This window comes from Pseudomonas sp. P106(2024), assembly GCF_057480815.1.
The window spans coordinates 195,266-220,479 of the sequence record NZ_JBLIYU010000007.1 but is presented as its reverse complement, the minus strand read 5'-3'; the positions used below and the strand labels follow the sequence as shown (position 1 = coordinate 220,479).

Here is a 25,214-nt window from a genome sequence, read left to right as displayed (position 1 = left end):
TGTACAGGCTGCACGGTTTGTACAAGTCTATTCCAGCACAGATAAAAACTTATACAAGAATATTTTTTTGTATAAATTCGCTGTCGATTATTCCAGATGCTCCAGCAGGCGTCGAGCGGCTTCCTGGCCGCTGAGCCACGCCCCTTCGACCCGACCGGACAGGCACCAGTCGCCACAGGCATACAGGCCCAGGTCGGCATCGGCCAGCGTGCCCCACTCATGATTGACGGCAGGGCGTGCGTACAACCAGCGGTGGGCAAGCGCAAAGGTCGGTGCGGGGACAACGCAGCCGACCAATTCGGCAAATTCTCCCCACAACTGCTCGATCACTTCTTCCTTGGGCAGGTCGATGTGCTGTTTGCTCCAGTTGGAGGTGGCATGCAGCACCCAGGTGTCGAGGTGCTCGTCACGGCCCGGTTTACTGCGGTTGCGCGCCAGCCAGTCGAGCGGGCTGTCTTGCACGAAGCAGCCCTGCATAGGGGTTTCCAGTGGTGTCTGGAAGCCCAGGGCAACGGCCCAGGTCGGCTCCATTTGCACCCCGGCGGCAACCGCCGCGAGTTTGGGTGCGGCGGCCAGCAACGGGGTGGCCTGGGGCGCCGGCACGGCGATCACCACCTGGCTGAACGGCCCATGGCTGCAGCCTTCGGTGTCCTGCAAGTGCCAGTATTGCTTGCCGCGGAACACCTCGGCGATGCGGCAGCCGAAGTTCACCGTGACATCCTTGAGCAGGCCGCGAGTGATGGCGCTCATGCGCGGCACGCCGACCCATCGGGTTTGTTCGTCGGGGGAGGGGGTCAGTTCGCCATCGCGGTAGTTGTACAGCTGCGGTTTCCACTGCGCAGCCCAGCCATTGGCCACCCATTGCTGGACCTGTTCGACAAAGCGCCGGTCGCGGGCGGTGAAGTACTGGGCACCGAGGTCCAGGGCGCCGGCATCGCTGCGCTTGCTGGCCATGCGTCCGCCGCTGCCGTGGCCCTTGTCGAACAAATGAACGGTCTGTCCGGCCTTTTGCAGGGCCTGGGCGGCGGACAAACCGGCGATTCCGGCACCGATGATGGCAATAGGTACTGTCATGATGGCCTCTTCGAACCTAGCTATACGCAGCCTACGCTGCCAGGTAAACCTGTACAATGCACGATGTTTGTATAAGGTTATTCCGCTCGATAGGCAGGTTGGCCTATGTTTATCCGAGAGCGTTCGGTCAAAAAAGTGCCTTGATCTTAAAAATAGACCACGGCCGCCCAGTGTGAGGACACAGCCATGCATATATTGCTGACCGGCGGTACCGGCCTGATCGGCCAACACCTGTGCCAGGTGTGGCGCCAGCAAGGGCATCGCCTGACGGTCTGGAGCCGGCGCCCTGAACAGGTGGCGAAAATCTGTGGCACCGGCGTGCGGGGCGTCGCCCGGCTGGAGGACATTGCCGATGAAGACGAGGTCGACGCGGTGGTCAACCTGGCCGGTGCGCCGATCGCTGACCGGCCCTGGACCGCAGCGCGACGCAATCTGCTCTGGACCAGCCGGGTGACCCTCACCGAGCAGTTGCTGGCCTGGCTGGAGCGCCGTGAGCGCCGGCCGCAGGTGCTGATTTCCGGCTCGGCGGTGGGCTGGTACGGTGACGGTGGCGAGCGTGAGCTGACCGAGGCTTCGCCGCCGGTGAAAGAGGACTTCGCCAGCCAGCTGTGCATCGCCTGGGAGGAAACCGCCCAGCGTGCCGAGGCCCTGGGAATCCGCGTGGTGCTGGTGCGCACCGGCCTGGTGCTGGCCGCCGATGGCGGCTTTTTGTCGCGCCTGCGTCTGCCATACAAGGTGGGCCTGGGGGGGCCGCTGGGCGATGGTCGGCAGTGGATGCCCTGGGTGCATATCGACGACCAAATCGGCCTGATTGATTTTCTCTTGCAGCACAACGAAGCCAGCGGTCCCTATAATGCCTGCGCGCCGGAGCCGGTGCGCAATCGAGAGTTCGCCAAGCGCCTGGGGCGCACCTTGCATCGCCCGGCGTTCATGCCGATGCCGGCGCTGCTGCTCAAGGCCGGGCTCGGCGAGCTGTCGACGCTGCTGCTCGGTGGCCAGCGCGCGCGCCCGGTGCGGCTGCTGGCGGCGGGCTTCACGTTCCGTTTCAACGATCTGCAATCGGCCCTGGACAACCTGTCCAGCCGCCTCTGACATAGGACGCTGCATGACTGATCACGCCCTGCTGCTGGTCAACCTGGGTTCGCCGGCCTCCACCTCGGTGGCCGACGTGCGCCGTTACCTCAACCAGTTCCTCATGGACCCGTACGTGATCGACCTGCCCTGGCCGGTGCGGCGATTGCTGGTGTCGCTGATCCTGATCAAGCGCCCCGAGCAGTCGGCCCATGCCTACGCCTCGATCTGGTGGGACGAGGGCTCGCCGCTGGTGGTGCTGACCCGCCGTCTGCAGCAGGCGATGATGGCCCATTGGCCCCATGGGCCGGTGGAGATCGCCATGCGCTACGGCCAACCGGCGCTGCCGGAAGTCCTGGAGCGCCTGGCCGCGCAAGGGGTGCGCAAGGTCACGCTGGCGCCGCTCTATCCACAGTTCGCCGACAGCACCGTGACCACGGTCGTGGAGTTGGCGAAACAGACCATCGCCGAGCGCAAGCTGCCTTTGCAGACCCGCATTCTGCGGCCGTTCTACGACCACCCAGACTACATCGATGCCCTGGTGGCCAGCGCCCGCCCGTATCTGGAACAGGATTATGATCACCTGCTGCTGAGCTTCCATGGTTTGCCCGAGCGGCACTTGAAGAAGCTCGATCCCACCGGCAACCACGACTTCCAGGCCGCCGACTGCTGCAAGGACGCCAGCGCCGAGATGCGTGCGGTGTGCTATCGCGGCCAGTGCCTGGCCACGGCCAGGGCGTTCGCGCAGAAGATGGGCATCCCGGACGGCAAGTGGTCGGTGTCGTTCCAGTCGCGCCTGGGCCGGGCAAAGTGGATCGAACCCTACACCGAGACGCGCCTGGATGAGCTGGGCAAGGCGGGTGTGAAGAAGCTGCTGGTTATGTGCCCGGCGTTCGTCGCCGATTGCATCGAGACGCTGGAGGAGATTGGCGATCGGGGCAAGGAGCAGTTCATCGAGGCGGGCGGGAAGGAGCTGGTGCTGGTGCCGTGCCTGAATGATCACCCGGAGTGGGTGAGGGTGTTGGCGGGGATGTGCGAGAAGGCCTGAGAAACTCGCCTGGCTTTGAAACGAGGGGCCGCAAGGCGGCCCCAGGATTTCAATGAAGACTCAAGGCAACTGGTCATCCAGTTTCTTGTTCTTCCAGCCATCGTTGCCCGGCAGGATCAGGTTCAGGGCAATGGCCACCACGGCGCACAAGGCGATGCCCTTCAGGCCCCAATCGTCCGGGCCGTCACCGCTGCCGATCAGCACGCCGCCGATGCCGAACACCAGGGTCACCGAAACGATCACCAGGTTGCGCGCCTCGGCCAGGTCGATCTTGTGGCGGATCATGGTGTTCATGCCCACCGCCGCGATCGAGCCGAACAGCAGGCAGAGAATGCCGCCCATCACCGGTACCGGAATGCTCTGCAGCAGCGCGCCGAACTTGCCGATGAAGGCCAGGGTGATGGCGAATACCGCCGCCCAGGTCATGATCTTCGGGTTGTAGTTCTTGGTCAGCATCACCGCGCCGGTCACTTCGGCGTAGGTGGTGTTGGGCGGGCCGCCGAACAGGCCGGCGGCGGTGGTGGCCAGGCCGTCACCCAGCAGCGTGCGGTGCAGGCCGGGCTTTTTCAGGTAGTCGCGGCCGGTCACGCTGCCCACCGCGATCACACCGCCAATGTGTTCGATCGCTGGGGCCAGGGCCACTGGCACGATGAACAGGATGGCCTGCCAGTTGAAGGCCGGCGCGGTGAAGTTGGGCAGCTCCAGCCAGGGGGCCACGGCGATCTTGGCGGTGTCGACCACGCCGAAGGCGAACGACAGGGCGAAGCCCACCAGCACGCCGGCGATGATCGGCACCAGGCGGAAGATGCCCTTGCCGAACACGGCCACGATCAGGGTGGTCAACAGCGCCGGCATGGAGATCATCATGGCGGTCTTGTACGGCAGCAGTACGCTGCCGTCGCCGGCCTTGCCCATCGCCATGTTGGCGGCGATCGGCGCCATGGCCAGGCCGATGGAGATGATCACCGGGCCGATCACCACCGGCGGCAGCATGCGGTCGATGAAACCGGTGCCCTTGATCTTCACCATCAGGCCCATGAAGGTGTACACGAAGCCTGCCGCCATCACGCCGCCCATGGTCTCGGCCAGGCCGAACTGGCCCTTGGCGAGGATGATCGGGGTGATGAAGGCAAAACTCGAGGCCAGGAACACCGGGACCTGGCGGCCCGTGACCAGCTGGAACAGCAGGGTGCCGATGCCTGCGGTGAACAGGGCCACGTTGGGGTCGAGGCCGGTGATCAGCGGCATCAGCACCAGCGCGCCGAATGCCACGAAGAGCATCTGCGCGCCCGAGACGACCTGACGCCAGAGCGGGTCGTTGAAGCCGTCCTGCATGATCAGGCGTCCTTCTGCTTGGTGCCGAAGATCTTGTCGCCGGCATCACCCAGGCCTGGGACGATGTAGCCGTGTTCGTTCAGGCGTTGGTCGATCGAGGCGGTGTAGATCTGCACGTCGGGGTGGGCTTTCTCCACCACGGCGATGCCTTCGGGGGCCGCGACCAGGACCATGGCCCGGATTTCCTTGCAGCCGGCCTTTTTCAGCAGGTCGATGGTGGCGACCATCGAGCCGCCGGTGGCCAGCATCGGGTCGATGATCAGGGCCAGGCGCTGGTTGATGTCCGGCGCGAGTTTCTCGAGGTAGGTGTGGGCTTCGAGGGTTTCCTCGTTGCGGGCAACGCCCACGGCACTCACCTTGGCCCCGGGGACCAGGCTGAGCACGCCGTCGAGCATGCCGATGCCGGCGCGCAGGATCGGCACGACGGTGATCTTCTTGCCGGCGATTTTCTCGACTTGCACCTTGCCGCACCAGCCGTCGATCTCGTAGGTCTCGAGCGGCAGGTCCTGGGTGGCTTCATAGGTCAGCAGTGCACCGACTTCCTGGGCGAGTTCGCGAAAATTCTTGGTGCTGATATCGGCACGGCGCATCAGGCCGAGCTTGTGGCGGATCAGCGGATGGCGGATCTCACGAGTAGGCATAGGGGGAGGGCTCCGGGAGGCGGGCAAAAAAACCGCGCTAGATTAATCTATTCATTCCTTGATGTCGTGCAGTCATTGTGCACGTTAGTCCATAAAGGCTTGATCTGGGACGAGCGGATGCGTACCTTTGCCCGCTTTTCCAAAACGCACCCCCTGGAGAGCGCCATGTCCGCCGATCTCGAGCATATCCGTCAAGTGATGCGCGAGGCTGATTGCCTGTACAACGAAGCCGAGGTCGAGGCCGCCATCGCCGAGGTCGGCAAGCAGATCTGCCAGGACCTGCACGACAAGAACCCGGTGGTCTTCTGCGTGATGAACGGCGGCCTGATCTTCTCTGGCAAGCTGCTGACCCACCTGCAGTTCCCGCTGGAAGCCTCGTACCTGCATGCCACCCGCTACCGCAACACCACCAGCGGCGGCGAGCTGTTCTGGAAGGCCAAGCCGGAAGTGTCGTTCATCGACCGCGACGTGCTGATCGTCGACGACATCCTCGACGAGGGCCACACCCTCAGCGCCATCATCGAGTTCTGCAAGCACGCCGGCGCCCGTGCGGTGCATACCGCCGTGCTGATCGACAAGGACCACGACCGCAAGGCCAGTCCGGACCTGAAGGCCACCTACACCGGCCTGCCATGCATCGACCGCTACATCTTCGGCTACGGCATGGACTACAAGGGTTACTGGCGCAACGCCAACGGTATCTTCGCGGTCAAGGGGCTGTGATCATGCGCCAGCCTGCGTTCCTCGATCAGTCGTTGTTCGACGGGCTGGCGCAGAAGGCCAGCGAAAGCCCGCGTGGGCGTCAACACCACAACTTCCACCAGATGGAGGAACCTTGCCATCGCATGGCAGTGGGGTTGCAGCCGCACACCTACATTCCGCCGCACCGGCACCTGAGTGATGACAAGGCCGAGGCTCTGATCGTGCTCAAAGGGTGACTGGGGCTGTTGATCTTTGATGATCAGGGTGAGGTAATCGACAAGCGTGTACTGCTGGCGGGCGGCGAGTGCCTGGGGGTCGACCTGGCGCCCGGGACCTACCACGGTTTGGTGGTGCTCGAGGCAGACAGCGTGATGTTCGAGTGCAAGGCCGGGCCGTACCGGCCGGTGGGCGAGGGAGAGCACGCTCACTGGGCGCCGCGTGAAGGCGAAGCGGGTGTTACCGAGTATCACGCCTGGATGCGCGCCCAGTTCGATTGAGCTCGCTCTCTCATCGCGGGAGCGGCGGTTCGCTGCTGCGACTTGCCCCCCAACAGAGCCTGTGCGTAGAGTGCCTGCTCATGCCAAGGAGCCCACATGCGTGCGATCGTCCCCCTCCTGCTGGCGGTAAGCCTGCCGCTTTCCGCTGCGCCGCTGCACAGCCAGTTCCTCCCGCCCGACGACCTCTCCCTGCGCCAGGAGGCTCCGGCCAGCCAGCAACTGCTGCAGGTCACCGACTACAGCGTGGTGGTGGGCACCCAGCGCCAGTCCGACCAGCAACCGATTCCGATCACTTCGTCCTTGCAGATGCGCCTGAAGGGCAAGCCGTTGAGCAAGGGTTCTACCATCGCTCAGGTGTTGCTCAACTTCGATGGCGAAGGCGGCAAGAGCTTGAAAAAACCGGCCTATGACGACAAGAGCCGGACCCTGACCCTCAACTACCCGATGGCCGACTACCGGGTGATCATGGACTTGCTGCGCAACGAAACCCTGTACGTGCAGTTCCTCACCTACGCCAATGGCCACATCTGGGCCGACCTGCACACCGGTACCGTACGTACGCGTTGAGGGCCGCAGGTTTCGGGGGGTAAACTGCCGGCCTTCGAAAATGTCCGTGATGGTCCAGTTGGAGTCGGCGATGCGTAAAGACAAGAAACAAGTGATTGGTGACGAGATCAGCGACGAGTACATCAAGACGTTCCTGCAGTTCGAGCCGGCCGATGGCCTTACCTCGCCGTCGCATCACAAGCTGATCAAGGGTTATCGTGGCCTGCGCATCGATGATTTCGAGCGTTATGTGGGCTTCTTCGTCGCGGCTGGTTATGACCTGGACGGCAAGGACGAGCACGGCAAGACCTTCGTCGAGGTGATCGCCGACCAGCGCAATGCGCCGGAGTACATCGAGATCATCGATAACGCCCGGGGCTGATAGAGGTCCAGGCACAAAAAAACGCCCCGAGGGGCGTTTTTTCGTTTTGGCCGGATCAGGCGTAATGCTTGGCCGGGCTGCTTTCCACCAGTTCCAGTGCCTCGTCGTTGTCGGCGCTGATCTTGTGGTACAGGGCGGCATCGCTGGCCAGGAGCTTCTCGCGGGCCGGGAAGATTTCCTTGAGCTTGGCGGCCCAGGCACCCTTGGCCTGCTCAGGGAAACAGCGCTCGATCAGCTCTAGCATGATCGACACGGTCACCGAGGCGCCTGGGGATGCGCCAAGCAGCGCCGCCAGGCTGCCGTCCTGGGCCGAGACCAGCTCGGTGCCGAACTGCAGGATGCCGCCTTTCTTCGGATCCTTCTTGATGATCTGCACGCGCTGGCCGGCCACTTCCAGACGCCAGTCCTCGGCCTTGGCCTCGGGATAGAAGCGGCGCAGCGATTCCAGGCGTTGCTCCATCGACTGCATCACTTCGCTCACCAGGTACTTGGTCAGGTCCATGTTGTCGCGGGCCACCGCCAGCATCGGGCCGATGTTGCCCATGCGCACCGACAGTGGCAGGTCCATGAGCGAACCGTGCTTGAGGAACTTGGTGGTGAAGCCGGCGTATGGGCCGAACAGCAGCGATTTCTTGCCATCGACCACGCGGGTGTCCAGGTGCGGAACCGACATCGGCGGGGCACCTACTGCGGCCTGGCTGTAGACCTTGGCCTGGTGCTGCTTGACGATTTCCGGGTTGTCGCAGCGCAGCCACTGGCCGCTGACCGGGAAGCCACCGAAACCTTTGCTCTCCGGGATGCCGGACATCTGCAGCAACGGCAGGGCCGCGCCGCCGGCGCCGAGGAAGACGAAACGGGCGTCGACTTCGCGGCTGCCGCCGCTGTTGACGTCCTTGATGCTCACGGTCCAGCCGCTGCCGTTGCGACGCAGGCCGACGACCTTCTTGCTGTACTTGACCTGGGCGTCCGGGCTGTTGCCCAGTTGCTTGAGTAGCTTATTGGTCAGGGCGCCGAAGTTGACGTCGGTACCCTTCATCACGCGGGTCGCGGCGATGCGTTGGTCCGCCGGGCGGCCCGGCATCATCAGCGGCATCCAATCGTTCATCACGGCCTTGTCTTCGGTGTATTCCATCTCCGAGAAGGCGTGGTGCTGCTTGAGCAGCTCGAAACGCTTCTTGAGGAAGTCGATACCCTTGTCACCCTCGACGTAGCTCAGGTGCGGAACCGGGTTGATGAAAGCACGTGGCGAGCCGAAGTTGCCTTTCCTGCTCAGGTATGCCCAGAACTGGCGCGAAACCTCGAACTGGGTGTTGATGTGCACGGCTTTCTTGATGTCGATGCTGCCATCGGCAGCCTGCGGGGTGTAATTCAGCTCGCACAGTCCGGCATGGCCGGTACCGGCGTTGTTCCAAGGGTTGGAACTTTCCGCGGCCCCGGAGTCCATCGCCTCGATGACCTCAAGCTTCAGGGTCGGGTCGAGCTCCTTGAGCAGTACGGCCAGGGTGGCACTCATGATGCCCGCGCCTACCAGTACCACATCAACCGATTCGTTCTGCGCCATTAACGCGTCTCCACAATCTACAGCACCTAATTGACAGCATAGGATCCCTGGGGTGGCCAGGATCGCCATGTCCGACTCTTCGCAGTTCTTGCAACTTCCGCGGACACCGCCAATCAGTCTTGGGTGTTCGGCTATTGAACGCCCTTTGCCACGGGTGCGGCAATTCGACTTATGGTCAAGTGCTCCGTCGTGCGTTATGGACCGGCCTCAGAGGCTCATCAGGGATGAGCGTTTTTGCCGTCTGTTCAGGGCTGTTCGGGACACATCTGCCGCTCTTGCACATGCCAGACTGTTCATTTGCTCGCCACACTCTCGTGAAGTTGTGAAAAACCGTTTTTTCACGCTCTTTTGGAGTCGTGAACCTCAAAAGTGGACTGCGCGATGGCAACCCGCAGGTTCATGCGAAGCAGAAGGCCGGAAACAGCAGGCACGACAGCCAATGCAAGACCTGAGTGGAAGGCTCTCTGTGGGCGAAGCGTCGAGGGTGCCGGGGTCAAGCGGCGAATGCGGGGCCCGATCAGGAGACGTCCTTATAATCGGGGGGAGATTATAACGATGTCGCGGGCGGAAAGGGCGTACTTGTTGGGTTTTTATTGCAGCGTTTGTCAGGCCGACAGGGTGCGTTGCTGCCAACGCTGCGTTGCATGGGCGCAAACCCGGGCGTTGGCTGGCAGCGGACGGCCGAGCCAGGCCAGTTGCGCCTCGTTCACCTGCACCCAGCCGCCGTTGCCCGGTGGCGTGGCACAGTGCTTGAAGCCGAGGCAGATGCCGTCGCTGTCGAGGCGGGCGTAGGTGGCGTGGCGCGGGCGGTGGAAGAGCAGGGTCCAGAGCGAGGCCATGGCGGTCAGTCCTGTGTGTGAGGGCTGGCGCCAGAGTAACCGGGGGGCATGAAACGATTGTGACACAGGGGCAGTTGCTGTTTGTGGCTTGCCGCTGGGTATACTGTGGGCCTTTGCCGCTTTTTCTGGAGAAACGCGCATGTTGCAACGTCTGTTGGTCGGTTTGTTCGCGGTGGCCAGCCTGAGCCTGGCCGGTTGTGCCCACAGCCCGCAGCAACTCAGCCCGCAACCCAAGCTTACCCAGCAACTGGCCCCGGTCGGCCACGGCCAGCCGGTGGTGGTCAAGGTCGTCGACGGGCGCGCCTCGCAGTCGCTCGGCACTCGCGGTGGCATGTACCCCGAGACCAGCACCATCACCGTCAATGGCAACGATGTCGTGCCCAAGCTGCAGGCCCAGGCCGAGGCGGCGGTGCGCCTGCTCGGTTTCACCCCGACGCCCAACGCCTACAACGCGCCGCAGTTGACTGTGACCCTGGCCGAGCTCAAGTACCAGTCGCCCAAGGACAAAATGTACGTGACCGAGGCGACCATCGGCGCCACCTTCCGTGCCGACGTGTCCAACGCCAACCGTCGTTACAGCGGCCGCTACGGTGCTTCGCTGGACCAGCGCTTCGGCATGGCGCCGAACCAGGAAACCAACACCAAGCTGGTGAGCGATGTGCTCAGCGATGCCCTGACCCGTCTGTTCAAGGACCCGACCGTCGGCCAGGTGCTGGGCGAGTAAGGCTTCTGTAAAGAACAAAACCCGCCGCCCGGTCATCTAGGCGGCGGGTTTTTTATTATCTTCGCGGACGTATTCGCGGCTCAGGCAGCCTGTACATTGAAGTCCAGCAGGCTGATCCCGGTATATGGGTCGACCTCAGGCAGGTCCTGATGGGCATGCCCGCCCAGCGCGCAATACACCAGCCACTGGCGGTCCTGGACATTGATGGCGAAACCGTCGATCAGCGCCTGCTGCTCGTCGCTCTGGGCGACAAGGTAGAGGCGGTCCTGGTTCTCGGCGTGCAGCATGACAAGCTCCGGTTCGGTAGAGGCCGACAGGGTGGCCTGCCCTCATGACGAGCGTGTGACAGATGAAATTAAATGACAGCTGGTCGTAAAGTGGCGGCACCGATCCCGGGCTTGAGTAGAATGCCGGGCTTTGCCGTACGTGATGCCGAGGTCGCGCAATGTCGTTGCAAATGCTCTGGGGCTTCCTGGCCGCCCATCCGGCCAAGCTGATCAACCTGCTGGCCCTGCTCATTATCTGCCCTGGCGGGCTGCTGCTGCACAGCGCCCGGCGTCGCGAGGCGCTGAGCCGGGAGCGTCTGGCGGTGGATGAAGGCGTGGTTGAAGGCCTCGAGCAGCGGGTGCCGCGCTATTACTACATCCTGGGCTTCTGCTGCCTGGCGATGGCCTTGCTGCTGTCCTGGTTCAGTACCTGGATCTGATTTGTCGGAGCGGGCACGCCCGCTTCGACAAAGCGTTTTGTCAGGCCGATGCCGGCTGACGCTTCACCTGATACTGGTTACGTACCGGCGTCGCATACTGCTGTACCAGGTACGGCTGATGCTCTACGGGGCATGCGTCCAGCCGACGCTGCCATTCTTCCTTCGCCTTGGCCAGTTCGTCGGCCGGGAAGATTTTTTCCGCGCTCGGCACCTCGAGCGTCGCGTCCTTCTGCGCCCACATCGCATAGGCCAGGTAGTGCACCGGGAACAGCCGGTAGCCGCCGAGGATCTGCCGGTCGATGGCCTGGGCCAGTTGCTTGGTGTCCTCGTGATAGTCGCTCACCGGTGGGGCGAAGTTGATGTGTACCCGACCTTTGTAGCCGGTGATGCCCTGGGCGATGCTGTTGTCGTCCTCGCCCGGCGCCTTGGTGTAGCTGCCGGTGGTGGCGCGGATGTACAGCTCGCGGGCCTTGGCCTGGTCGCAGGGGTCGTATTCGTAGCTGATCGACACCGGGATCAGGTTCAGGCCCTGGATCACCGCGCCGAACGGCTCGTCCTTGCGGCTCATGTGGAACATCTTGAGGATCGCCGAATCGGTACGGTCGTCACCGTCCTTGGCGCGGCCTTCGGCCTGGGCGATCCAGATCGACACGCAATCGTTGCGGATCGAGTGGTTGATGTAGGCCGAGAGCAACTGATAGGCGGCCAGCTTCTCGCGGCGGCCACTGATCGAGCGGTGCACGATGAAGCTCTTGTTCAGGCGCATCATGTCGCTGACGAATGGCTTTTGCAGCAGGTTGTCGCCGATGGCGATGCGCGGCGTCGGCAGGCCGGCGTGGTACACCGCGTAGTTGACGAAGGCCGGGTCCATGACGATGTCGCGGTGGTTGGCCAGGAACAGGTAGGCGGTACCCGACTTGAGCTGTTCGACGCCGGTGTAGGTGACGCCATCGGTGGCGCGGTCGATGGTGCGGTCGACGTAGTACTCGACCTTGTCCTGCAGCGTGGACACGCAGCTTACGCCGGCGAATTCCTTGCGCAGGCGCCGGGCGATCAGCGGTTTGAGCAGCCAGCCGAAGGCGCCCGCGGCGCGCGGGAAGCGGAAGTGGGTGAGGATATCGAGGAATGCCGGGTCGCTGAGCAGGCGTGCCAGAACGGCAGGGACCTCAGCGTCGTCGTACGGTCGGATGGCATCGAATTCGCCCATCATGCTCTCTTGTTGGAAACGGCTAGGGTAATTAGGTAGGGGCGGGCTCCGAAAAACGGCTCGGACGCACACTGACCCTGTAAACAGACCGGCAATTATACGCACAAGTCACTCCGGAGGCCGCGATGCTGGAAACTGCGATCTACGATTGCCCTTATTGTGGCGAAGAAGTCGAAACCACGGTGGACCTGTCCGGCGGCGACCAGGAATACATCGAGGACTGCCAGGTGTGCTGCAAGCCTATCCGCTTCGTGCTGCAGGTGCATGGCGAGGAGTGGATGCTCGATGTCTATGGCGAGAACGATTGATGCAACGGATCTATGACCCGGAAAGCCTATTGGAGGCGCAGATGCTGGTGGGCATGCTGGCCAGCGAGGGCATCGACGTGCACCTGGTCGGGCGCGACCTGATGGGCGCCGTGGGCGAGTTGCCGATGCACGGTTTGCTGGGGCTGGCGGTACCGGACGAGCAGGCCGGGTACGCACGGCAGTTGATCGATGCGTACAATGCCGCCCAGCCGCTTGCCGGCGACGAACCGGAGAGTTATCCCGGAACCCTGATCTGCTAGGTTTTGATTTCGCCCATGTGTGGACGCTACGCCCTGTTTCGCTGGTCCCAGAGCTTCGCCGGCTTGCCGGGCTTCCCTGCGGGCCAGCAGGCTCAATGGAACATTTCGCCCGGTGCCACGGTGCTGATCCAGCGCCAGCTCGACGGCCAGCTGCAGCTGGCCGGTGCGCGCTGGGGACTGACTCCGGCCTGGCTCACCGACCTGTCCCGCACCCCGGCCCAGGCCCGTGCCGAGACCCTCGCCGAGCAGCCGATGTTTCGCGAGCCGTTGCGTCAGCGGCGCTGCCTGATGCCGGCCAACGGCTTCTACGAATGGCGCGGCACGGCGCGCAAGCGTCCGTACTGGGTAACGCCGGGGGAGGGGGCGTCGCTGTTCTTCGCCGCGCTGTGGGAGGTTTACCCGGTGCAGGAGCAGGCATGGCTGAGTTGCGCGGTGGTGACGCAAGCGGCGATGAGCCAGCGCCGGCCGCTGATCCTGGACGAGGCCGAGCAGGCGCTATGGCTGGACCCCGAAACACCGATGGCGAGGCTGCACGAGTTGCTGGCCAAGCCGCCAACGGTGTTGCGTGAGCGGGCGCTGGCGAATTTCGTCAACGATCCGAAGCTCAATGGGCCGGAGTGCCTGACTCCGGCCTAGGTGACGGCGCGCCCGGGGATCAAACCCTGAACTGATTGATCAACCGCCGCTGCTGCTCGGCCAGCTTGGTCAGCTCGGCGCTGGCCTGGCTCGACTCATCGGCGCCACCTGCCACTTCGCCCGCCACCTGGCCGATGTTGATCACATTGCGGTTGATGTCCTCGGCCACGGCGCTCTGTTCCTCGGCGGCGCTGGCGATCTGCGTGTTCATGTCGTTGATCACCGAAACCGCCTGGGTGATGCTGGCCAGAGACTCGGCCGCGCGGCTGGCCTGCTGCACACTGATGTCGGTCTTGCCCTGGCTGTCTTCCATCACCTTGACCACTTCGCGGGTGCCCAGCTGCAGTTGCTGGATCATCTGCTGGATTTCCTGGGTGGCCTGCTGGGTCTTCTGCGCCAGGTTGCGCACCTCGTCGGCGACTACCGCGAAACCGCGGCCCTGCTCGCCGGCCCGGGCCGCCTCGATGGCGGCGTTGAGCGCCAGCAGGTTGGTCTGCTCGGCGATGGCGCGGATGGTCACCAGGATGGCGTTGATGTTCTCGCTGTCGCGGGCCAGGTCCTGGACCACGGTCACGGCGCGACCGATCTCGGTGGCCAGCTCGCTGATCGAGTGCGAGGTATCGCGGACGATGTCCAGGCCCTGGTTGGCGGCGCGGTCAGCTTCACTGGCGGCCTGTGCCGCCTGCGTTGCATTGCGCGCCACGTCCTGGGCAGTGGCGGTCATTTCGTGCACGGCGGTGGCCACCTGGTCGATCTCGGCCATCTGTTTGTGCACGCCCTGGTTGGTGCGGATGGCAATGTCGGCGGTGTGTTCCGACGAGTCGCTGACTTTCTGTACCGAACTGACCACCTGGCTGATCATCGCCTGCAACTTGGCCAGGAAAGTGTTGAAGCCCTTGGCGATGGCGCCCAGTTCGTCGGCCCGGTCGCTTTGCAGGCGCCGGGTCAGGTCGCCTTCGCCCTGGGCGATGTCGTCGAGCATGCTCACCATCTGCTTGAGCGGGCGGGCAATGCCCAGGGCCAGCAGCCAGATCACCAGCAGGCCGAGCGCGGCGATGCCCAGGCCGACCACGGTCATACCGGCGATATCGGTGCGGCGCTGTTCGGCCAGGTCCTGCTGCAGGCGGTTGACGTCGGCCATGACCGTGCTCAGCGGCAGCTCCAGCAGCAAAGTCCAGCGTGCGTCGGTGCCGGCGATCTTGAATGGCAGGTACAGCTCGATGCGGTCCTTGGTGGCGTCCACTTCATAGTGCAGCGCCTCGCCGCTCAGGTTATTGAGGGTGTTGGCTTCGTCGCTGTCCAGCACGTCGCCGGCCTTTTCACCGAACTTGGCCGGATCGCGGGTGTAGGCCACCAGGCGCCCGTTGCTGGAGACCAGCGCCAGTTCACCGGCACCTTCATAGAGCTGGCGGTCGGCGGCATTGAGCAGGTCCTGGATGAAGTTCACCGACAGGTCGGCGCCGGCCATGCCCTGGAACTGGCCGTCGATCATGATCGGCTCGACGAAAGAGGCGAGCATGACCATCTTGTCGCCCACTTTATAGGGCGCGGGATCGATCACGCAGGCCTTTTTCGACTCCTTGGGGCACAGGTAGTACTCGCTGGCGCGCACGCCGGTGGCGAGCACCGTGCGGTCGTCGACATCGGCCAGCTTGTCCTGGCCGAGGCTACCGTCGCCATTGCGGAACCACCAGGGCAGGAAGCGCCCGCTGGCGCTGTCGATACCCACCAGGTGGCTGCCGACGTAGCGGCCATCGGCATGGTCGAGGGCGTTCGGCTCCCAGCCCAGGTAGGCGCCCAGCACGCTCGGGTTGACCTCCACGGTGCGCTTGAGCTGGTTGATCAGGTGTTCGCGATCGACGCGCATCAGTGGCTGGCCGTCGGCGCCCTGCATGCCGAGCATGGCATTGCCGGTGGCCAGGCCGCGGGCGATCGCCAGGGGCGCTTCCAGGCCGCGCTGGATCTCGCTGACCTGAGTGCGGGCCAGGGCCGAGAGGCGTTGTTCGATGACCGTCTCGAACTGCTGCTGCGTGCGCTGTTGTACCAGCGTCTGGGTCCGCTGCCCCGAATACACGGCGTACAGCACCAGGGCCGCGACAATGCTCAGCACGATGGCACCGGCCAGGGCGGCCACGGAAAACTGGATCGACTTGAACTTCATGGCAAAGCTCCGCGCGCAAGGAGGTCGTTACCGAGTGTTATCGGCGGGCTAATACCAAAGCATGAGGGGATTGTCAGAAATCTTACCTGTGGCTCTGGCAGGCGCGGACGTCTGGGCCTAGGATACGCGGCACGTAAATAGGGAGTGTTTTCATGCGTAAGTCATTCGTTGTCAGCATGCTGACGGCCAGCGTCCTGCTCGGCGGTTGCCAGGCGGTCAATACCACCAGTGGCGGTGCCGTGGGCGTCCAGCGCCAGCAGTACATGTTCAGCATGCTCTCGACCGATGAGGTCAACCAGATGTACGCCCAGTCCTACCAGCAGACCCTCGGCGAGGCGTCGAGCAAGGGCGTGCTGGACAAAACAAGCAATGATGCCAAGCGCGTGCAGGCCATTGCCAAGCGTCTGATTGCCCAGGCACCACAGTTTCGGCCGGATGCCGCGCAGTGGAATTGGGAAGTCAACGTGATCAAGAGCGACGAGCTCAACGCCAACTGCGGCCCGGGCGGCAAGATCATCGTCTACACCGGCCTGATCGACCAGCTCAAGCTGACAGACGCCGAGATTGCCGCGGTGGTGGGCCACGAGATTGCCCACGCCTTGCGCGAGCACAGCCGTGAAGCGATGTCCAAGGCCTATGGCGTGGAAATGGCCCGCCAGGGCGCCGGCGCGATCTTCGGCCTGGGCCAGGACAGCATGGCCATGGCCGATACCGTGGTGAACTACGCCATGACCCTGCCCAACAGCCGGGCCAACGAGAACGAAGCCGACCTGATCGGCCTAGAACTGTCGGCCCGCGCCGGCTACGACCCGAACGCCGCGATCACCTTGTGGAACAAGATGAGCAAGGCGTCCGAGGGGGCGCCGCCGGAGTTCATGAGCACCCACCCGGCGTCGAGCAGTCGGATCGCTTCGCTGCAGGCGGCGATTCCGAAGGTGATGCCGTTGTATCAAGCGGCCAAGCAGTAAGCCGCCGGGGTTGCATGCAAAACGTGGGAGCGGCGCACCGCCGCTCCCACGAAGGGTAAAGTCCCCTGCGCGATCAGCCAATCCAGCCACTGGTCTTCATCGCCGAATACACCGCGACGATGGCCAGCACGATGAACGCGGTCGCCGCCAGGCGACGGATCAGCGTCAGCGGCAGTTTCTCCGCCGCGAAGTTACCCGCCAGGACCACTGGGACGTTGGCAATCAGCATGCCTAGGGTGGTGCCGATGATGACCATGATCAGGTGCGGATACTGGGCGGCCAGCATCACCGTGGCCACCTGGGTCTTGTCGCCGATCTCGGCGAGGAAGAAGGCGATCAGCGTGGTGACGAACGGCCCGAAGCGGCGCGCGTTGCTGGTTTCGTCATCGTCCATCTTGTCCGGTACCAGTGTCCACAGCGCGGTGGCGGTGAAGCTCGCGGCAAGAATCCAGTGCAGCACCGACTCGGTGAAAAAACTGCTGACCCAGGCGCCCACGGCGCCGGCGGCGGCATGGTTGGCCAGGGTCGCGGCGATGATCCCGGCGATGATCGGCCAGGGTTTGCGAAAGCGTGCGGCGAGGATGAGCGCGAGCAATTGCGTCTTGTCGCCGATTTCGGCGAGGGCAACGATGGCGGTGGGGACGAGCAACGATTCCAGCATCAGGATTCCTACGGGGGCGGGTCGACACGGCTATGACACGTACAGCCTCCCCGCCCCGGGTAAGGTGTGCGTGTCATAGGTCTTGTCAAACCCTGGATCTGTCTGCGCAGATCGTGGGTCGCACGCGCCATGGCCTGTGGGCCAAGTGTGTTGACGCGTACCGGGCGAGCAGGGTGCTCGCGGGAGACTACTCCCCTAGGACGGAGCGGATTCTGCCTAGGCGAAACGCTTTCGGCAAGCCCTGTTTTTATCCACGCGTCGCCCGGTAGATGCGAAAGCCTTGTGCCTCGGCTCGGATTTCACAATTGCCCAGGGCGCCTTCGATGAGTGGTTGATAGCGCAGGAAACTGTTGGCTACCAGCCGCATTTCTCCGCCTTTTCGCAGATGTTCGCCTGATTTTTTCAGCAGGTTTTCCGATGCCTGGTAGTCGGTGTGCACACCGGTGTGGAACGGCGGATTGCTCAGGATCAGGTCCAGATCCGACGGCGCGGCATCGATGCCGTCGCCGCTGATCACCTCGCCTTCCAGGCCATTGGCCGCCAGGGTCAGGCGGCTGGCCGCGACCGCGAAGGCATCGACATCGAGCAAGGTGACCCGGCTCTGCGGATAACGGCGCTTGATCGTGGCGCCGAGCACGCCGGCGCCGCAGCCGAAGTCCAGGACATGGCCGTTGGGCAGGCCGTCGAGGTGGTCCAGCAGCAGCGCGGTGCCCTTGTCCAGGCGCCCATGGCTGAACACCCCGGGCAGGCTGATGACTTGCAGCGGACCATCGGCCAGCGGCAGTTCGAAGCGTTCGGCCAGGCTTTCCAGTGGCGTGGCCCCAGGGGGGTTATCCACGGTTACCTGCCACAGCTGGCAGTGCCTGGCGCTGTCGAGCTTGCGCGGTTTGCCGAACACCTGCAGTTGCTTGGCCGCGCCTTCGATGCCGCCGCGCTTTTCCCCCACCAGGTACAGCTGGCGACCACCCAGGCGCGAGGCCAGGGCGTTGAGCAGGTAGGCGGCCAGCTCGCGGGACTTGGGTAGGAACAGCACGGCGGAGTCGAAGGCCACCTCGGGCACTTCGACACCATAGTGGCTACGCCCGGCGAAGCGGCTCTCGAGCAGCGCCTGGTCGCCGGCATGCCAGGTCCAGCCATGGGCGCCGGGCAGTTGGCCGAGCAGGCCGTCGGCCTGGGCCCCGGCGATCAGCAGCGGGCCTTGGAACAGCTCTGCCTGGCGGAGCAACACTTCACTGCGCGGGTCCATGGACGACGCCTCCTGAAAAAAGTGGCGCAGTGTAGCAGAGGCGTCGGCGGATCAGCCGACCACTCGCCGCGGTTGGCCGGCGAAGTAGGCCTGGGCGTTCTCGGCCAACTGGCTGACGATGCGCTGGCGCGATTCCACCGCGCCCCAGGCGCTGTGCGGGGTGATGATCAGGCGCGGGATGTCCGCCGCCAGCAGCGGGTTGCCCTCGGCCGGCGGCTCGACGCTCAGCACATCGGTGGCGGCGCCGCCCAAGTGGCCGCTGCGCAGGGCATCGGCCAGGGCCTGTTCGTCGATCAGCCCGCCGCGGGCGGTGTTGACCACCAGTGCCCCCGGCTTGAGCAGGGCCAGTTCGTTGGCGCCGATCATGTGCCGGGTCTGCTCGTTGAGCGGGCAGTGCAGGGTCAGGGCATCGACCTGTGGCAGCAGTTCGTCCAGCGGCAGGCGATCGGCGCGGGCGGGCCGGCCGGGAATCTGCCCGCTCAGCACGCGCATGCCGAACGCCTCGGCCAGGTGCGCCACCGCGCCGCCCAGCTCGCCATGCCCGAGCAGGCCGAGGGTCTTGCCCTCCAGCTCGACGATGGGGAAGTCCAGCAGGCAGAACTGGCTGGCCTTGGCCCACTGCCCGGCCTTGACCGCCTGGTTGTAGTCGCACAGGCGCGTGGCCAGGGCCAGCAGCAGGGCCAGGGTGTGCTGGGCCACCGACGGCGTGCCGTAGCCCTGGCAGTTGCACACGGTGATGCCCTGGGCTCGGGCGGCGGCCAGGTCGACATTGTTGGTGCCGGTGGCGGCCACCAGGATCAGCTTGAGGTCAGGGGCGGCGGCCAGTGTGGCGGCATCGAGCAACACCTTGTTGCTGATCACCGCCGTGGCGCCTTGCAGGCGTTCGGCGACCTGATCGGCAGTGGTGGTGGCGCACAGTTGCAGTTCATCGAACTGCGCCTGCAGCGGTGAAAGGTCGAGGTCACCCAGGTCCAGTGACTGGTGATCGAGAAACACGGCGCGACGTGGGCTGGGCATCGGGGGCTCCGGTGGTAGGGCGGCGGGCATCAACGCAGTGTCTGGTCCGCCGGCGCCATTCGTCAACGGTGCCGTCCGCACTCATACCTCGCGGGCGCAAATCATTCCTTCGGCTGATTTGACCGGTGCGTCACCGAACTACAGTGGATTACTGAACCGTTCTGCCCGTATTGAAGAAAAGGGATACCCATGTTGCAGACTCGCATCATCAAGCCCGCCGAGGGCGCCTACGAATACCCGTTGCTGATCAAGCGCCTGCTGATGTCCGGCAGCCGCTACGAGAAGACCCGCGAGATCGTCTACCGCGACCAGGTCCGCCTTACCTACCCGCAGCTCAACGAGCGCATCGCCCGCCTGGCCAACGTGTTGACCGCGGCCGGTGTGAAGGCCGGTGACACCGTGGCGGTGATGGATTGGGACAGTCACCGTTACCTGGAGTGCATGTTCGCCATCCCGATGATTGGCGCGGTGGTGCACACCATCAACGTGCGCCTGTCGCCCGAGCAGATTCTCTACACCATGAACCACGCCGAAGACCGTTTCGTGCTGGTCAACAGCGATTTCATCGGCCTCTACCAGGCCATTGCCGGGCAGCTGACCACGGTCGACAAGACCCTGCTGCTGACCGATGGCCCGGACAAGACCGCCGACCTGCCGAACCTGGTGGGCGAGTACGAGCACCTGCTGGCCGCGGCCAGCCCGCAGTACGACTTCCCTGACTTCGACGAGAATTCGGTAGCCACCACCTTCTACACCACCGGCACCACCGGCAATCCCAAGGGGGTGTACTTCACCCATCGCCAGCTGGTGCTGCACACCCTGGCCGAAACCTCGGTTCTGGGCAGCCTGGACAGCGTCAGGCTGCTGAGCAGCAACGACGTCTACATGCCGATCACGCCGATGTTCCACGTGCACGCCTGGGGCATCCCCTACGCGGCGACCATGATGGGCATCAAGCAGGTCTACCCGGGGCGCTACGAGCCAGACATGCTGATCAGGCTGTGGCGCGAGGAAAAGGTCACCTTCTCCCACTGCGTGCCGACCATCCTGCAGATGCTGCTCAACTGCCCGTCGGCGGCCGGCCAGGATTTTGGCGGCTGGAAGATCATCATCGGCGGCAGTGCGCTCAACCGGGCCCTGTACCAGGCGGCGCTGGCTCGCGGCATCCAGCTCACCGCCGCCTATGGCATGTCCGAGACTTGCCCGCTGATCAGCGCCGCGCACCTGAACGACGAGTTGCAGGCCGGCAGCGAGGATGAGCGCACCAGCTACCGGATCAAGGCTGGCGTGCCGGTGCCTTTGGTCGAAGCCGCCATCGTCGATGGCAGTGGCAACTTCCTGCCCGCCGATGGCGAAACCCAGGGCGAGCTGGTGCTGCGCGCGCCCTGGCTGACCATGGGCTACTTCCGCGAGCCGGAGAAGGGCGAGGAGCTCTGGCAGGGTGGCTGGCTGCATACCGGCGATGTCGCCACCCTGGACGGCATGGGCTTTATCGACATCCGCGACCGCATCAAGGATGTGATCAAGACCGGTGGCGAATGGATCTCTTCGCTCGACCTTGAGGATCTGGTCAGCCGGCACCCGTCGGTGCGTGAGGTGGCGGTGGTCGGGGTCCCCGACCCTCAGTGGGGCGAGCGCCCGTTCGCGCTGCTGGTGGTGCGTGAGGGGCAGAGCATCGATGCCCGTGCGCTCAAGGAACACCTCAAGCCTTTCGTCGAACAAGGGCACATCAACAAGTGGGCGATTCCCAGCCAGATCGCCCTTGTTACTGAAATTCCCAAGACCAGTGTTGGCAAGCTCGACAAGAAGCGTATCCGCGTGGATATCAGCCAGTGGCAGGCCAGTAACAGCGCGTTCCTTTCCACCTTGTAACCCAGGCGCGGGGCGCGCGTTTTTCAGCGCGACCCCGCAGGCTAGACAGCATGTCGCCTTGTCAATCGCTAGAATTGAGCCATGCTTGAGCACTGCCAGCGCGCAGGCCGGCCGACTCGGGGTGGGCCGCAAGCAGGACGCGCAAATCACACTTTAGAGGGATCAAGCACCTGTGACCGCTGGCTATAGTCGGGTCAGGGGATTTTCAGGAATGGGGGAGGGCACCACGCGCCAATGCGCGGTGCCACGGGCAGGAGCCTGCTTCACCAGGCGCTCGAGCCGTTTCTGAAAGGACTCACTGCCATAACAAAAAAGTACATGGAGTAGCGTCGATGACATCTGCAAACCTGTTCTGGCGCCGGGCGAAACTGCCCCTGGCCGTCAGCCTCGCTTCTACGCTCGCAAGTCCTGCTTTCGCGGTCAGCTTCAACATCGGTGAAATCGAAGGCCAGTTCGACTCGTCGCTCTCCGTTGGCGCCAGCTGGTCGACTGCCAACCCCAACAAGAACCTCATCGGGGTCAACAACGGCGGCAACGGCCTGTCCCAGACCTCTGACGATGGTCACCTGAACTTCAAGAAGGGCGAGACCTTCTCGAAGATCTTCAAGGGCATCCACGACCTGGAACTCAAGTACGGCGACACTGGCGTGTTCGTTCGCGGCAAGTACTGGTACGACTTCGAGCTCAAGGATGAAAACCGCGAGTTCAAGGACATCAGTGACTCCAACCGCAAGGAAGGCGCCAAGTCCTCGGGCGCTGAACTGCTCGACGCCTTCGTGTATCACAACTACTCCATTGCCGATCTGCCGGGCTCGGTGCGCCTGGGCAAGCAGGTCGTGAGCTGGGGTGAGAGCACCTTCATCGGCGGCGGTATCAACTCGATCAACCCGATTGATGTATCCGCGTTCCGACGTCCGGGTTCCGAGATCAAGGAAGGCCTGATCCCGGTTAACATGTTCTATGTCTCCCAGAGTCTGACCGACAACCTGTCGGCCGAGGCCTTCTACCAGATCGAATGGGATCAGACGGTCGTCGACAACTGCGGCACCTTCTTCTCCCAGCCCGACATCATCGCCGACGGTTGCACCGACAACCTGCGTGTGCTGAACAGCAGCCGTACCCTCAATGCCTTGCCAGCAGCAGCGCGGGGAGTGTTGGCCGCCAATGGTGTCAACTACAACGAGGAGGGCGTGCTGGTTCGCCGAGGCGCCGACCGTGACGCTCGTGACAGTGGTCAATGGGGCGTCGCGTTCCGCTACATGTACGAGCCGCTGGACACCGAGTTCGGCGCGTACTTCATGAACTACCACAGCCGCGCACCTATCTTCAGTGCCACCGGTGCCTCGCGTGCGACCTTTGCCCGCGCAGCTGCGCTGCCAGCGGCATTGCGGTCACTCGCGCCGCTGATCGTGGCGGGTAACTCGCAATACTTCGTCGAGTATCCGGAAGACATCCGTCTCTACGGGCTCAGCTTCTCCACCACCTTGCCCACCGGCACCGCCTGGAGCGGCGAGATCAGCTACCGCCCCAACGCGCCTGTGCAATTGAACAGTACTGACATCCTGTTTGCTGGTGTAAAACCACTGGGGGGGCCGTTGTTCGGCAATGCTTCGGTACTGAACGGCCAGCCAGGAGAAGACCTTCACGGTTACAAACGCAAGGAAATCACCCAGTTCCAGACCACCTTCACCCACTTCTTCGACCAGGTCATGGGTGCCAGCCGCATGACCCTTGTCGGTGAAGTCGGTGTCACCCACGTCGGTGGCCTGGAGAGCCGTGACAAGGCCCGTTATGGTCGCGACCCGGTCTACGGCCCGGGTGACCTGCCTGGCAATGCCTGCCGTCTGCTCAACACGAGCACCATCGGTGGCTCCGGGTTGGGCAGTTCGTCTGCCAACCTGACGCGCAATTGCGAGGGTGACGGTTTCACTACCAGCACCTCGTGGGGCTATCGTGCGCGCGCCATCTGGGATTACAACGACGTCTTCGCAGGGGTCAACCTCAAGCCCAGCGTGGCCTGGTCCCACGACGTTTCGGGTTACTCCCCTGGCCCAGGCGGCAACTTCGAGGAAGGCCGCAAGGCGGTCAGCCTTGGCCTGGACGCCGAGTACCAGAACACCTACACGGCGAGCCTGTCGTACACCAACTTCTTCGATGGCAAGTACACCACCGTGGATGACCGCGACTTTGTCGCCCTCAGCTTCGGCGTGAACTTCTAAGAAACCTGATCCAGGACGACACACAATGAAAATGACCACACGTCTGCTGCAAGCCGGTGTACTGGGCATGTCCCTGCTGGCAACCAGCGTCATGGCTGCGGTTTCCGCCACCGAAGCGGCCAAGCTGGGCTCCACACTGACACCGATGGGCGCGGAGAAGGCTGGTAACGCCGATGGCTCGATCGGCCCGTGGGAGCCGCTGTCCAAGAGCGCCGGCAGCGTCGATGCGAAGGGCTTCCTGTCCGACCCCTACGGCAGCGAGAAACCCCTGTTCACCATCACTGCGCAGAACGCCGACCAATACAAGGACAAGCTCTCGCCTGGCCAGCTGGCGATGCTCAAGCGCTATCCGGACACCTACAAGATCCCGGTGTACAAGACCCACCGCGGCTCCACGGTACCGGACGATGTGTTCGCCGCGATCAAGGAAAACGCCACCAAGACCACCCTGGTCGCCGGCGGCAACGGCCTGGAGAACTTCCGCACCGCCGTGCCGTTCCCGATCCCCAAGGATGGCCTGGAGGTGATCTGGAACCACATCACCCGCTACCGTGGTGGCAGCGTGACCCGCCTGGTCACCCAGGCCACCCCGCAGCAGAACGGCTCGTACAGCCTGGTGTATTTCCAGGACCAGTTCGTGTTCCGCGACAAGATGAAGGACTACGATCCGGCCAACCCGGGCAACATTCTGTTCTACTTCAAGCAGGAAGTGACCGCCCCGGCGCGGCTGGCCGGGACCGTACTGCTGGTCCACGAGACACTCGACCAGGTCAAGGAGCCGCGCAAGGCTTGGATTTACAACGCCGGCCAGCGCCGTGTGCGCCAGGCGCCGCAAGTGTCGTACGACGGCCCGGGGACTGCCGCCGACGGCCTGCGCACCTCCGACAACCTGGACATGTACAACGGCGCGCCGGACCGTTACGACTGGAAGCTCGAAGGCAAGAAGGAGATGTACATCGCCTCCAACGCCTACAAGCTGGACGATCCGAAGCTCAAGTACAGCGACATCATCAAGGCCGGGCACATCAACCAGGACTTGTCGCGTTACGAGCTGCGCCGCGTCTGGCACGTGGTTGCCACCCTCAAGCCGGGTCAGCGCCACATCTATGCCAAGCGTGACTTCTACATCGACGAGGACACCTGGCAGGCTGCGGTGATCGACCAGTACGACGGTCGCAACCAGTTGTGGCGCGTTTCCGAGGCCCACGCCCAGCCGTACTACAACGTGCAGGTACCCTGGTACACCCTGGAGGCCATCTACGACCTGCAGTCGGGTCGCTACCTGGCCTTGGGCATGAAGAACGAAGAGAAGAGCGCCTACAACTTCGGCTTCAGCGCCAGCAAGGCCGATTTCCAACCGGCAGCCCTGCGTCAGGCGGGTGTGCGTTGAGCTGACAGTCGTCGCAACTCCGTTTGATCTCCCAGAACGCCCCGGCTAGCCGGGGCGTTTCTGTTTGTGCGGGCGTGAAGTCGAGCGGCCTGTCGCTGCTGTTTCTTTTTGTCGTAGTCTTTTTAGGGCAAAGCGCCTGCATC

25 protein-coding genes, 1 pseudogene and 1 riboswitch are annotated in these 25,214 nt (G+C 63.8%); of the genes and pseudogenes, 15 read left to right on the top strand and 11 right to left on the bottom strand.

The genetic code is table 11. The annotated features are described in order from the left end of the window. Window positions 1-87: 87 nt before the first annotated feature. The gene (locus AC25M7_RS14310) at window positions 88-1,074 is read right to left on the bottom strand and encodes an NAD(P)/FAD-dependent oxidoreductase (RefSeq protein WP_028691136.1); all 987 of its coding nucleotides are present in this window, start codon (window positions 1,072-1,074) and stop codon (window positions 88-90) included. 186 nt (window positions 1,075-1,260) lie between these two features. On the opposite strand from AC25M7_RS14310, the gene AC25M7_RS14305 reads away from it, so the two are divergent. Together AC25M7_RS14305 and hemH are read left to right on the top strand one after the other, a co-directional pair. Then, the gene (locus AC25M7_RS14305; protein WP_486971167.1) at window positions 1,261-2,166 is read left to right on the top strand and encodes a TIGR01777 family oxidoreductase; all 906 of its coding nucleotides are present in this window, start codon (window positions 1,261-1,263) and stop codon (window positions 2,164-2,166) included. A gap of 13 nt (window positions 2,167-2,179) precedes the next feature. After that, window positions 2,180-3,193 (top strand): ferrochelatase, encoded by a 1,014-nt coding sequence (gene hemH, locus AC25M7_RS14300; protein WP_028691134.1) that lies wholly within the window; start codon window positions 2,180-2,182, stop codon window positions 3,191-3,193. Window positions 3,194-3,253: 60 nt separating this feature from the next. Here hemH and AC25M7_RS14295 read toward each other — a convergent pair whose 3' ends face one another. Continuing rightward, entirely contained in the window at window positions 3,254-4,528 is a 1,275-nt protein-coding gene (locus tag AC25M7_RS14295; RefSeq protein ID WP_486971166.1) for a uracil-xanthine permease family protein, read from the bottom strand. Between the two features lie 2 nt (window positions 4,529-4,530). Beyond that, window positions 4,531-5,169, bottom strand: coding sequence for a uracil phosphoribosyltransferase (gene upp / locus AC25M7_RS14290; protein WP_028691132.1), 639 nt, complete (start codon window positions 5,167-5,169; stop codon window positions 4,531-4,533). Between the two features lie 165 nt (window positions 5,170-5,334). Between upp and AC25M7_RS14285 the strand changes: the two genes are divergently transcribed. From AC25M7_RS14285 to AC25M7_RS14270, 4 genes and pseudogenes are all read left to right on the top strand, one after another. Further along, window positions 5,335-5,892 carry a hypoxanthine-guanine phosphoribosyltransferase gene (locus AC25M7_RS14285; RefSeq protein ID WP_062364638.1) on the top strand — a complete coding sequence of 186 codons (558 nt, stop codon included), beginning with the start codon at window positions 5,335-5,337 and terminating at the stop codon, window positions 5,890-5,892. A 2-nt stretch (window positions 5,893-5,894) separates the two neighbouring features. Beyond that, window positions 5,895-6,368, top strand: a pseudogene (locus AC25M7_RS14280) (WbuC family cupin fold metalloprotein). 96 nt (window positions 6,369-6,464) lie between these two features. Further along, entirely contained in the window at window positions 6,465-6,935 is a 471-nt protein-coding gene (locus AC25M7_RS14275) for a hypothetical protein (RefSeq protein WP_050703744.1), read from the top strand. 70 nt (window positions 6,936-7,005) lie between these two features. Beyond that, the gene (locus AC25M7_RS14270; protein ID WP_028689512.1) at window positions 7,006-7,296 is read left to right on the top strand and encodes a PA4642 family protein; all 291 of its coding nucleotides are present in this window, start codon (window positions 7,006-7,008) and stop codon (window positions 7,294-7,296) included. A gap of 55 nt (window positions 7,297-7,351) precedes the next feature. On the opposite strand, the gene mqo is transcribed toward AC25M7_RS14270, so the two are convergent. After that, entirely contained in the window at window positions 7,352-8,857 is a 1,506-nt protein-coding gene (gene mqo, locus AC25M7_RS14265) for a malate dehydrogenase (quinone) (RefSeq protein WP_028689513.1), read from the bottom strand. A gap of 605 nt (window positions 8,858-9,462) precedes the next feature. Beyond that, a complete protein-coding gene (locus AC25M7_RS14260; RefSeq protein ID WP_028689514.1) occupies window positions 9,463-9,696 on the bottom strand; it encodes a hypothetical protein in 234 nt (77 codons plus the stop codon). Between the two features lie 139 nt (window positions 9,697-9,835). On the opposite strand from AC25M7_RS14260, the gene AC25M7_RS14255 reads away from it, so the two are divergent. After that, window positions 9,836-10,420, top strand: a complete 585-nt coding sequence (locus AC25M7_RS14255; RefSeq protein ID WP_011532230.1) for a YajG family lipoprotein — start codon at window positions 9,836-9,838, stop codon at window positions 10,418-10,420. Between the two features lie 80 nt (window positions 10,421-10,500). On the opposite strand, the gene AC25M7_RS14250 is transcribed toward AC25M7_RS14255, so the two are convergent. Further along, window positions 10,501-10,707 (bottom strand): hypothetical protein, encoded by a 207-nt coding sequence (locus tag AC25M7_RS14250; RefSeq protein ID WP_028689515.1) that lies wholly within the window; start codon window positions 10,705-10,707, stop codon window positions 10,501-10,503. A gap of 158 nt (window positions 10,708-10,865) precedes the next feature. Between AC25M7_RS14250 and AC25M7_RS14245 the strand changes: the two genes are divergently transcribed. Next, window positions 10,866-11,126 carry a hypothetical protein gene (locus AC25M7_RS14245; protein ID WP_486971165.1) on the top strand — a complete coding sequence of 87 codons (261 nt, stop codon included), beginning with the start codon at window positions 10,866-10,868 and terminating at the stop codon, window positions 11,124-11,126. Window positions 11,127-11,166: 40 nt separating this feature from the next. On the opposite strand, the gene AC25M7_RS14240 is transcribed toward AC25M7_RS14245, so the two are convergent. Continuing rightward, window positions 11,167-12,333 (bottom strand): 1-acyl-sn-glycerol-3-phosphate acyltransferase, encoded by a 1,167-nt coding sequence (locus tag AC25M7_RS14240; RefSeq protein ID WP_028689517.1) that lies wholly within the window; start codon window positions 12,331-12,333, stop codon window positions 11,167-11,169. Window positions 12,334-12,458: 125 nt separating this feature from the next. Between AC25M7_RS14240 and AC25M7_RS14235 the strand changes: the two genes are divergently transcribed. Genes AC25M7_RS14235 through AC25M7_RS14225 form a run of 3 tightly spaced genes read left to right on the top strand, consistent with a single transcriptional unit; the run spans window position 12,459 to window position 13,537 of the window. Beyond that, window positions 12,459-12,641: a CPXCG motif-containing cysteine-rich protein gene (locus AC25M7_RS14235; RefSeq protein ID WP_010225771.1), complete on the top strand. Its 183-nt coding sequence runs from the start codon at window positions 12,459-12,461 to the stop codon at window positions 12,639-12,641. After that, entirely contained in the window at window positions 12,641-12,901 is a 261-nt protein-coding gene (locus tag AC25M7_RS14230) for a putative signal transducing protein (RefSeq protein ID WP_028689518.1), read from the top strand. Before AC25M7_RS14235 ends, AC25M7_RS14230 begins: the two co-directional genes overlap by 1 nt. Window positions 12,902-12,916: 15 nt before the next feature. Beyond that, window positions 12,917-13,537, top strand: a complete 621-nt coding sequence (locus tag AC25M7_RS14225) for an SOS response-associated peptidase (protein ID WP_186596420.1) — start codon at window positions 12,917-12,919, stop codon at window positions 13,535-13,537. Between the two features lie 19 nt (window positions 13,538-13,556). Here the strand turns inward: AC25M7_RS14225 and AC25M7_RS14220 are convergent, their stop codons facing one another. Beyond that, complete coding sequence (locus AC25M7_RS14220) at window positions 13,557-15,698, bottom strand: methyl-accepting chemotaxis protein (RefSeq protein WP_028689520.1); 2,142 nt, start codon at window positions 15,696-15,698, stop codon at window positions 13,557-13,559. Between the two features lie 152 nt (window positions 15,699-15,850). Between AC25M7_RS14220 and AC25M7_RS14215 the strand changes: the two genes are divergently transcribed. Beyond that, window positions 15,851-16,666 carry a M48 family metallopeptidase gene (locus AC25M7_RS14215; RefSeq protein WP_028689521.1) on the top strand — a complete coding sequence of 272 codons (816 nt, stop codon included), beginning with the start codon at window positions 15,851-15,853 and terminating at the stop codon, window positions 16,664-16,666. A gap of 73 nt (window positions 16,667-16,739) precedes the next feature. On the opposite strand, the gene AC25M7_RS14210 is transcribed toward AC25M7_RS14215, so the two are convergent. The 3 genes from AC25M7_RS14210 to AC25M7_RS14200 all read right to left on the bottom strand — a co-directional run bounded on the left by AC25M7_RS14210 (window position 16,740) and on the right by AC25M7_RS14200 (window position 19,590). Beyond that, window positions 16,740-17,324, bottom strand: coding sequence for a TMEM165/GDT1 family protein (locus AC25M7_RS14210; RefSeq protein WP_182322530.1), 585 nt, complete (start codon window positions 17,322-17,324; stop codon window positions 16,740-16,742). Between the two features lie 90 nt (window positions 17,325-17,414). Further along, window positions 17,415-17,536, bottom strand: a riboswitch (yybP-ykoY riboswitch). A gap of 38 nt (window positions 17,537-17,574) precedes the next feature. Further along, a complete protein-coding gene (locus AC25M7_RS14205; RefSeq protein ID WP_028689701.1) occupies window positions 17,575-18,573 on the bottom strand; it encodes a methyltransferase in 999 nt (332 codons plus the stop codon). Between the two features lie 51 nt (window positions 18,574-18,624). Then, window positions 18,625-19,590, bottom strand: a complete 966-nt coding sequence (locus AC25M7_RS14200) for a 2-hydroxyacid dehydrogenase (protein WP_062364626.1) — start codon at window positions 19,588-19,590, stop codon at window positions 18,625-18,627. A gap of 189 nt (window positions 19,591-19,779) precedes the next feature. Here AC25M7_RS14200 and AC25M7_RS14195 point away from each other — a divergent pair, with 189 nt between their 5' ends. The 3 genes from AC25M7_RS14195 to AC25M7_RS14185 all read left to right on the top strand — a co-directional run bounded on the left by AC25M7_RS14195 (window position 19,780) and on the right by AC25M7_RS14185 (window position 25,071). After that, the gene (locus AC25M7_RS14195; RefSeq protein WP_028689523.1) at window positions 19,780-21,462 is read left to right on the top strand and encodes a fatty acid--CoA ligase; all 1,683 of its coding nucleotides are present in this window, start codon (window positions 19,780-19,782) and stop codon (window positions 21,460-21,462) included. A gap of 332 nt (window positions 21,463-21,794) precedes the next feature. After that, on the top strand, window positions 21,795-23,681 hold the full coding sequence (locus tag AC25M7_RS14190) for a DUF1302 domain-containing protein (protein ID WP_062364621.1): 1,887 nt from the start codon (window positions 21,795-21,797) through the stop codon (window positions 23,679-23,681). Between the two features lie 25 nt (window positions 23,682-23,706). Beyond that, entirely contained in the window at window positions 23,707-25,071 is a 1,365-nt protein-coding gene (locus tag AC25M7_RS14185) for a DUF1329 domain-containing protein (protein WP_028689525.1), read from the top strand. Window positions 25,072-25,214: the final 143 nt, after the last annotated feature.

Coding starts and splice junctions, on each gene's coding strand:
- AC25M7_RS14275 (WP_050703744.1), top strand. CDS start 6,465: ATGCGTGCGATCGTCCCCCTCCTGCTGGCGGTAAGCCTGCCGCTTTCC.
- AC25M7_RS14295 (WP_486971166.1), bottom strand. CDS start 4,528: ATGCAGGACGGCTTCAACGACCCGCTCTGGCGTCAGGTCGTCTCGGGC.
- AC25M7_RS14225 (WP_186596420.1), top strand. CDS start 12,917: ATGTGTGGACGCTACGCCCTGTTTCGCTGGTCCCAGAGCTTCGCCGGC.
- AC25M7_RS14260 (WP_028689514.1), bottom strand. CDS start 9,696: ATGGCCTCGCTCTGGACCCTGCTCTTCCACCGCCCGCGCCACGCCACC.
- AC25M7_RS14235 (WP_010225771.1), top strand. CDS start 12,459: ATGCTGGAAACTGCGATCTACGATTGCCCTTATTGTGGCGAAGAAGTC.
- AC25M7_RS14310 (WP_028691136.1), bottom strand. CDS start 1,074: ATGACAGTACCTATTGCCATCATCGGTGCCGGAATCGCCGGTTTGTCC.
- AC25M7_RS14255 (WP_011532230.1), top strand. CDS start 9,836: ATGTTGCAACGTCTGTTGGTCGGTTTGTTCGCGGTGGCCAGCCTGAGC.
- AC25M7_RS14220 (WP_028689520.1), bottom strand. CDS start 15,698: ATGAAGTTCAAGTCGATCCAGTTTTCCGTGGCCGCCCTGGCCGGTGCC.
- AC25M7_RS14240 (WP_028689517.1), bottom strand. CDS start 12,333: ATGGGCGAATTCGATGCCATCCGACCGTACGACGACGCTGAGGTCCCT.
- AC25M7_RS14305 (WP_486971167.1), top strand. CDS start 1,261: ATGCATATATTGCTGACCGGCGGTACCGGCCTGATCGGCCAACACCTG.
- AC25M7_RS14190 (WP_062364621.1), top strand. CDS start 21,795: ATGACATCTGCAAACCTGTTCTGGCGCCGGGCGAAACTGCCCCTGGCC.
- AC25M7_RS14285 (WP_062364638.1), top strand. CDS start 5,335: ATGTCCGCCGATCTCGAGCATATCCGTCAAGTGATGCGCGAGGCTGAT.
- AC25M7_RS14215 (WP_028689521.1), top strand. CDS start 15,851: ATGCGTAAGTCATTCGTTGTCAGCATGCTGACGGCCAGCGTCCTGCTC.
- AC25M7_RS14200 (WP_062364626.1), bottom strand. CDS start 19,590: ATGCCCAGCCCACGTCGCGCCGTGTTTCTCGATCACCAGTCACTGGAC.
- AC25M7_RS14195 (WP_028689523.1), top strand. CDS start 19,780: ATGTTGCAGACTCGCATCATCAAGCCCGCCGAGGGCGCCTACGAATAC.
- mqo (WP_028689513.1), bottom strand. CDS start 8,857: ATGGCGCAGAACGAATCGGTTGATGTGGTACTGGTAGGCGCGGGCATC.
- AC25M7_RS14205 (WP_028689701.1), bottom strand. CDS start 18,573: ATGGACCCGCGCAGTGAAGTGTTGCTCCGCCAGGCAGAGCTGTTCCAA.
- AC25M7_RS14230 (WP_028689518.1), top strand. CDS start 12,641: ATGCAACGGATCTATGACCCGGAAAGCCTATTGGAGGCGCAGATGCTG.
- AC25M7_RS14245 (WP_486971165.1), top strand. CDS start 10,866: ATGTCGTTGCAAATGCTCTGGGGCTTCCTGGCCGCCCATCCGGCCAAG.
- upp (WP_028691132.1), bottom strand. CDS start 5,169: ATGCCTACTCGTGAGATCCGCCATCCGCTGATCCGCCACAAGCTCGGC.
- hemH (WP_028691134.1), top strand. CDS start 2,180: ATGACTGATCACGCCCTGCTGCTGGTCAACCTGGGTTCGCCGGCCTCC.
- AC25M7_RS14185 (WP_028689525.1), top strand. CDS start 23,707: ATGAAAATGACCACACGTCTGCTGCAAGCCGGTGTACTGGGCATGTCC.
- AC25M7_RS14250 (WP_028689515.1), bottom strand. CDS start 10,707: ATGCTGCACGCCGAGAACCAGGACCGCCTCTACCTTGTCGCCCAGAGC.
- AC25M7_RS14270 (WP_028689512.1), top strand. CDS start 7,006: ATGCGTAAAGACAAGAAACAAGTGATTGGTGACGAGATCAGCGACGAG.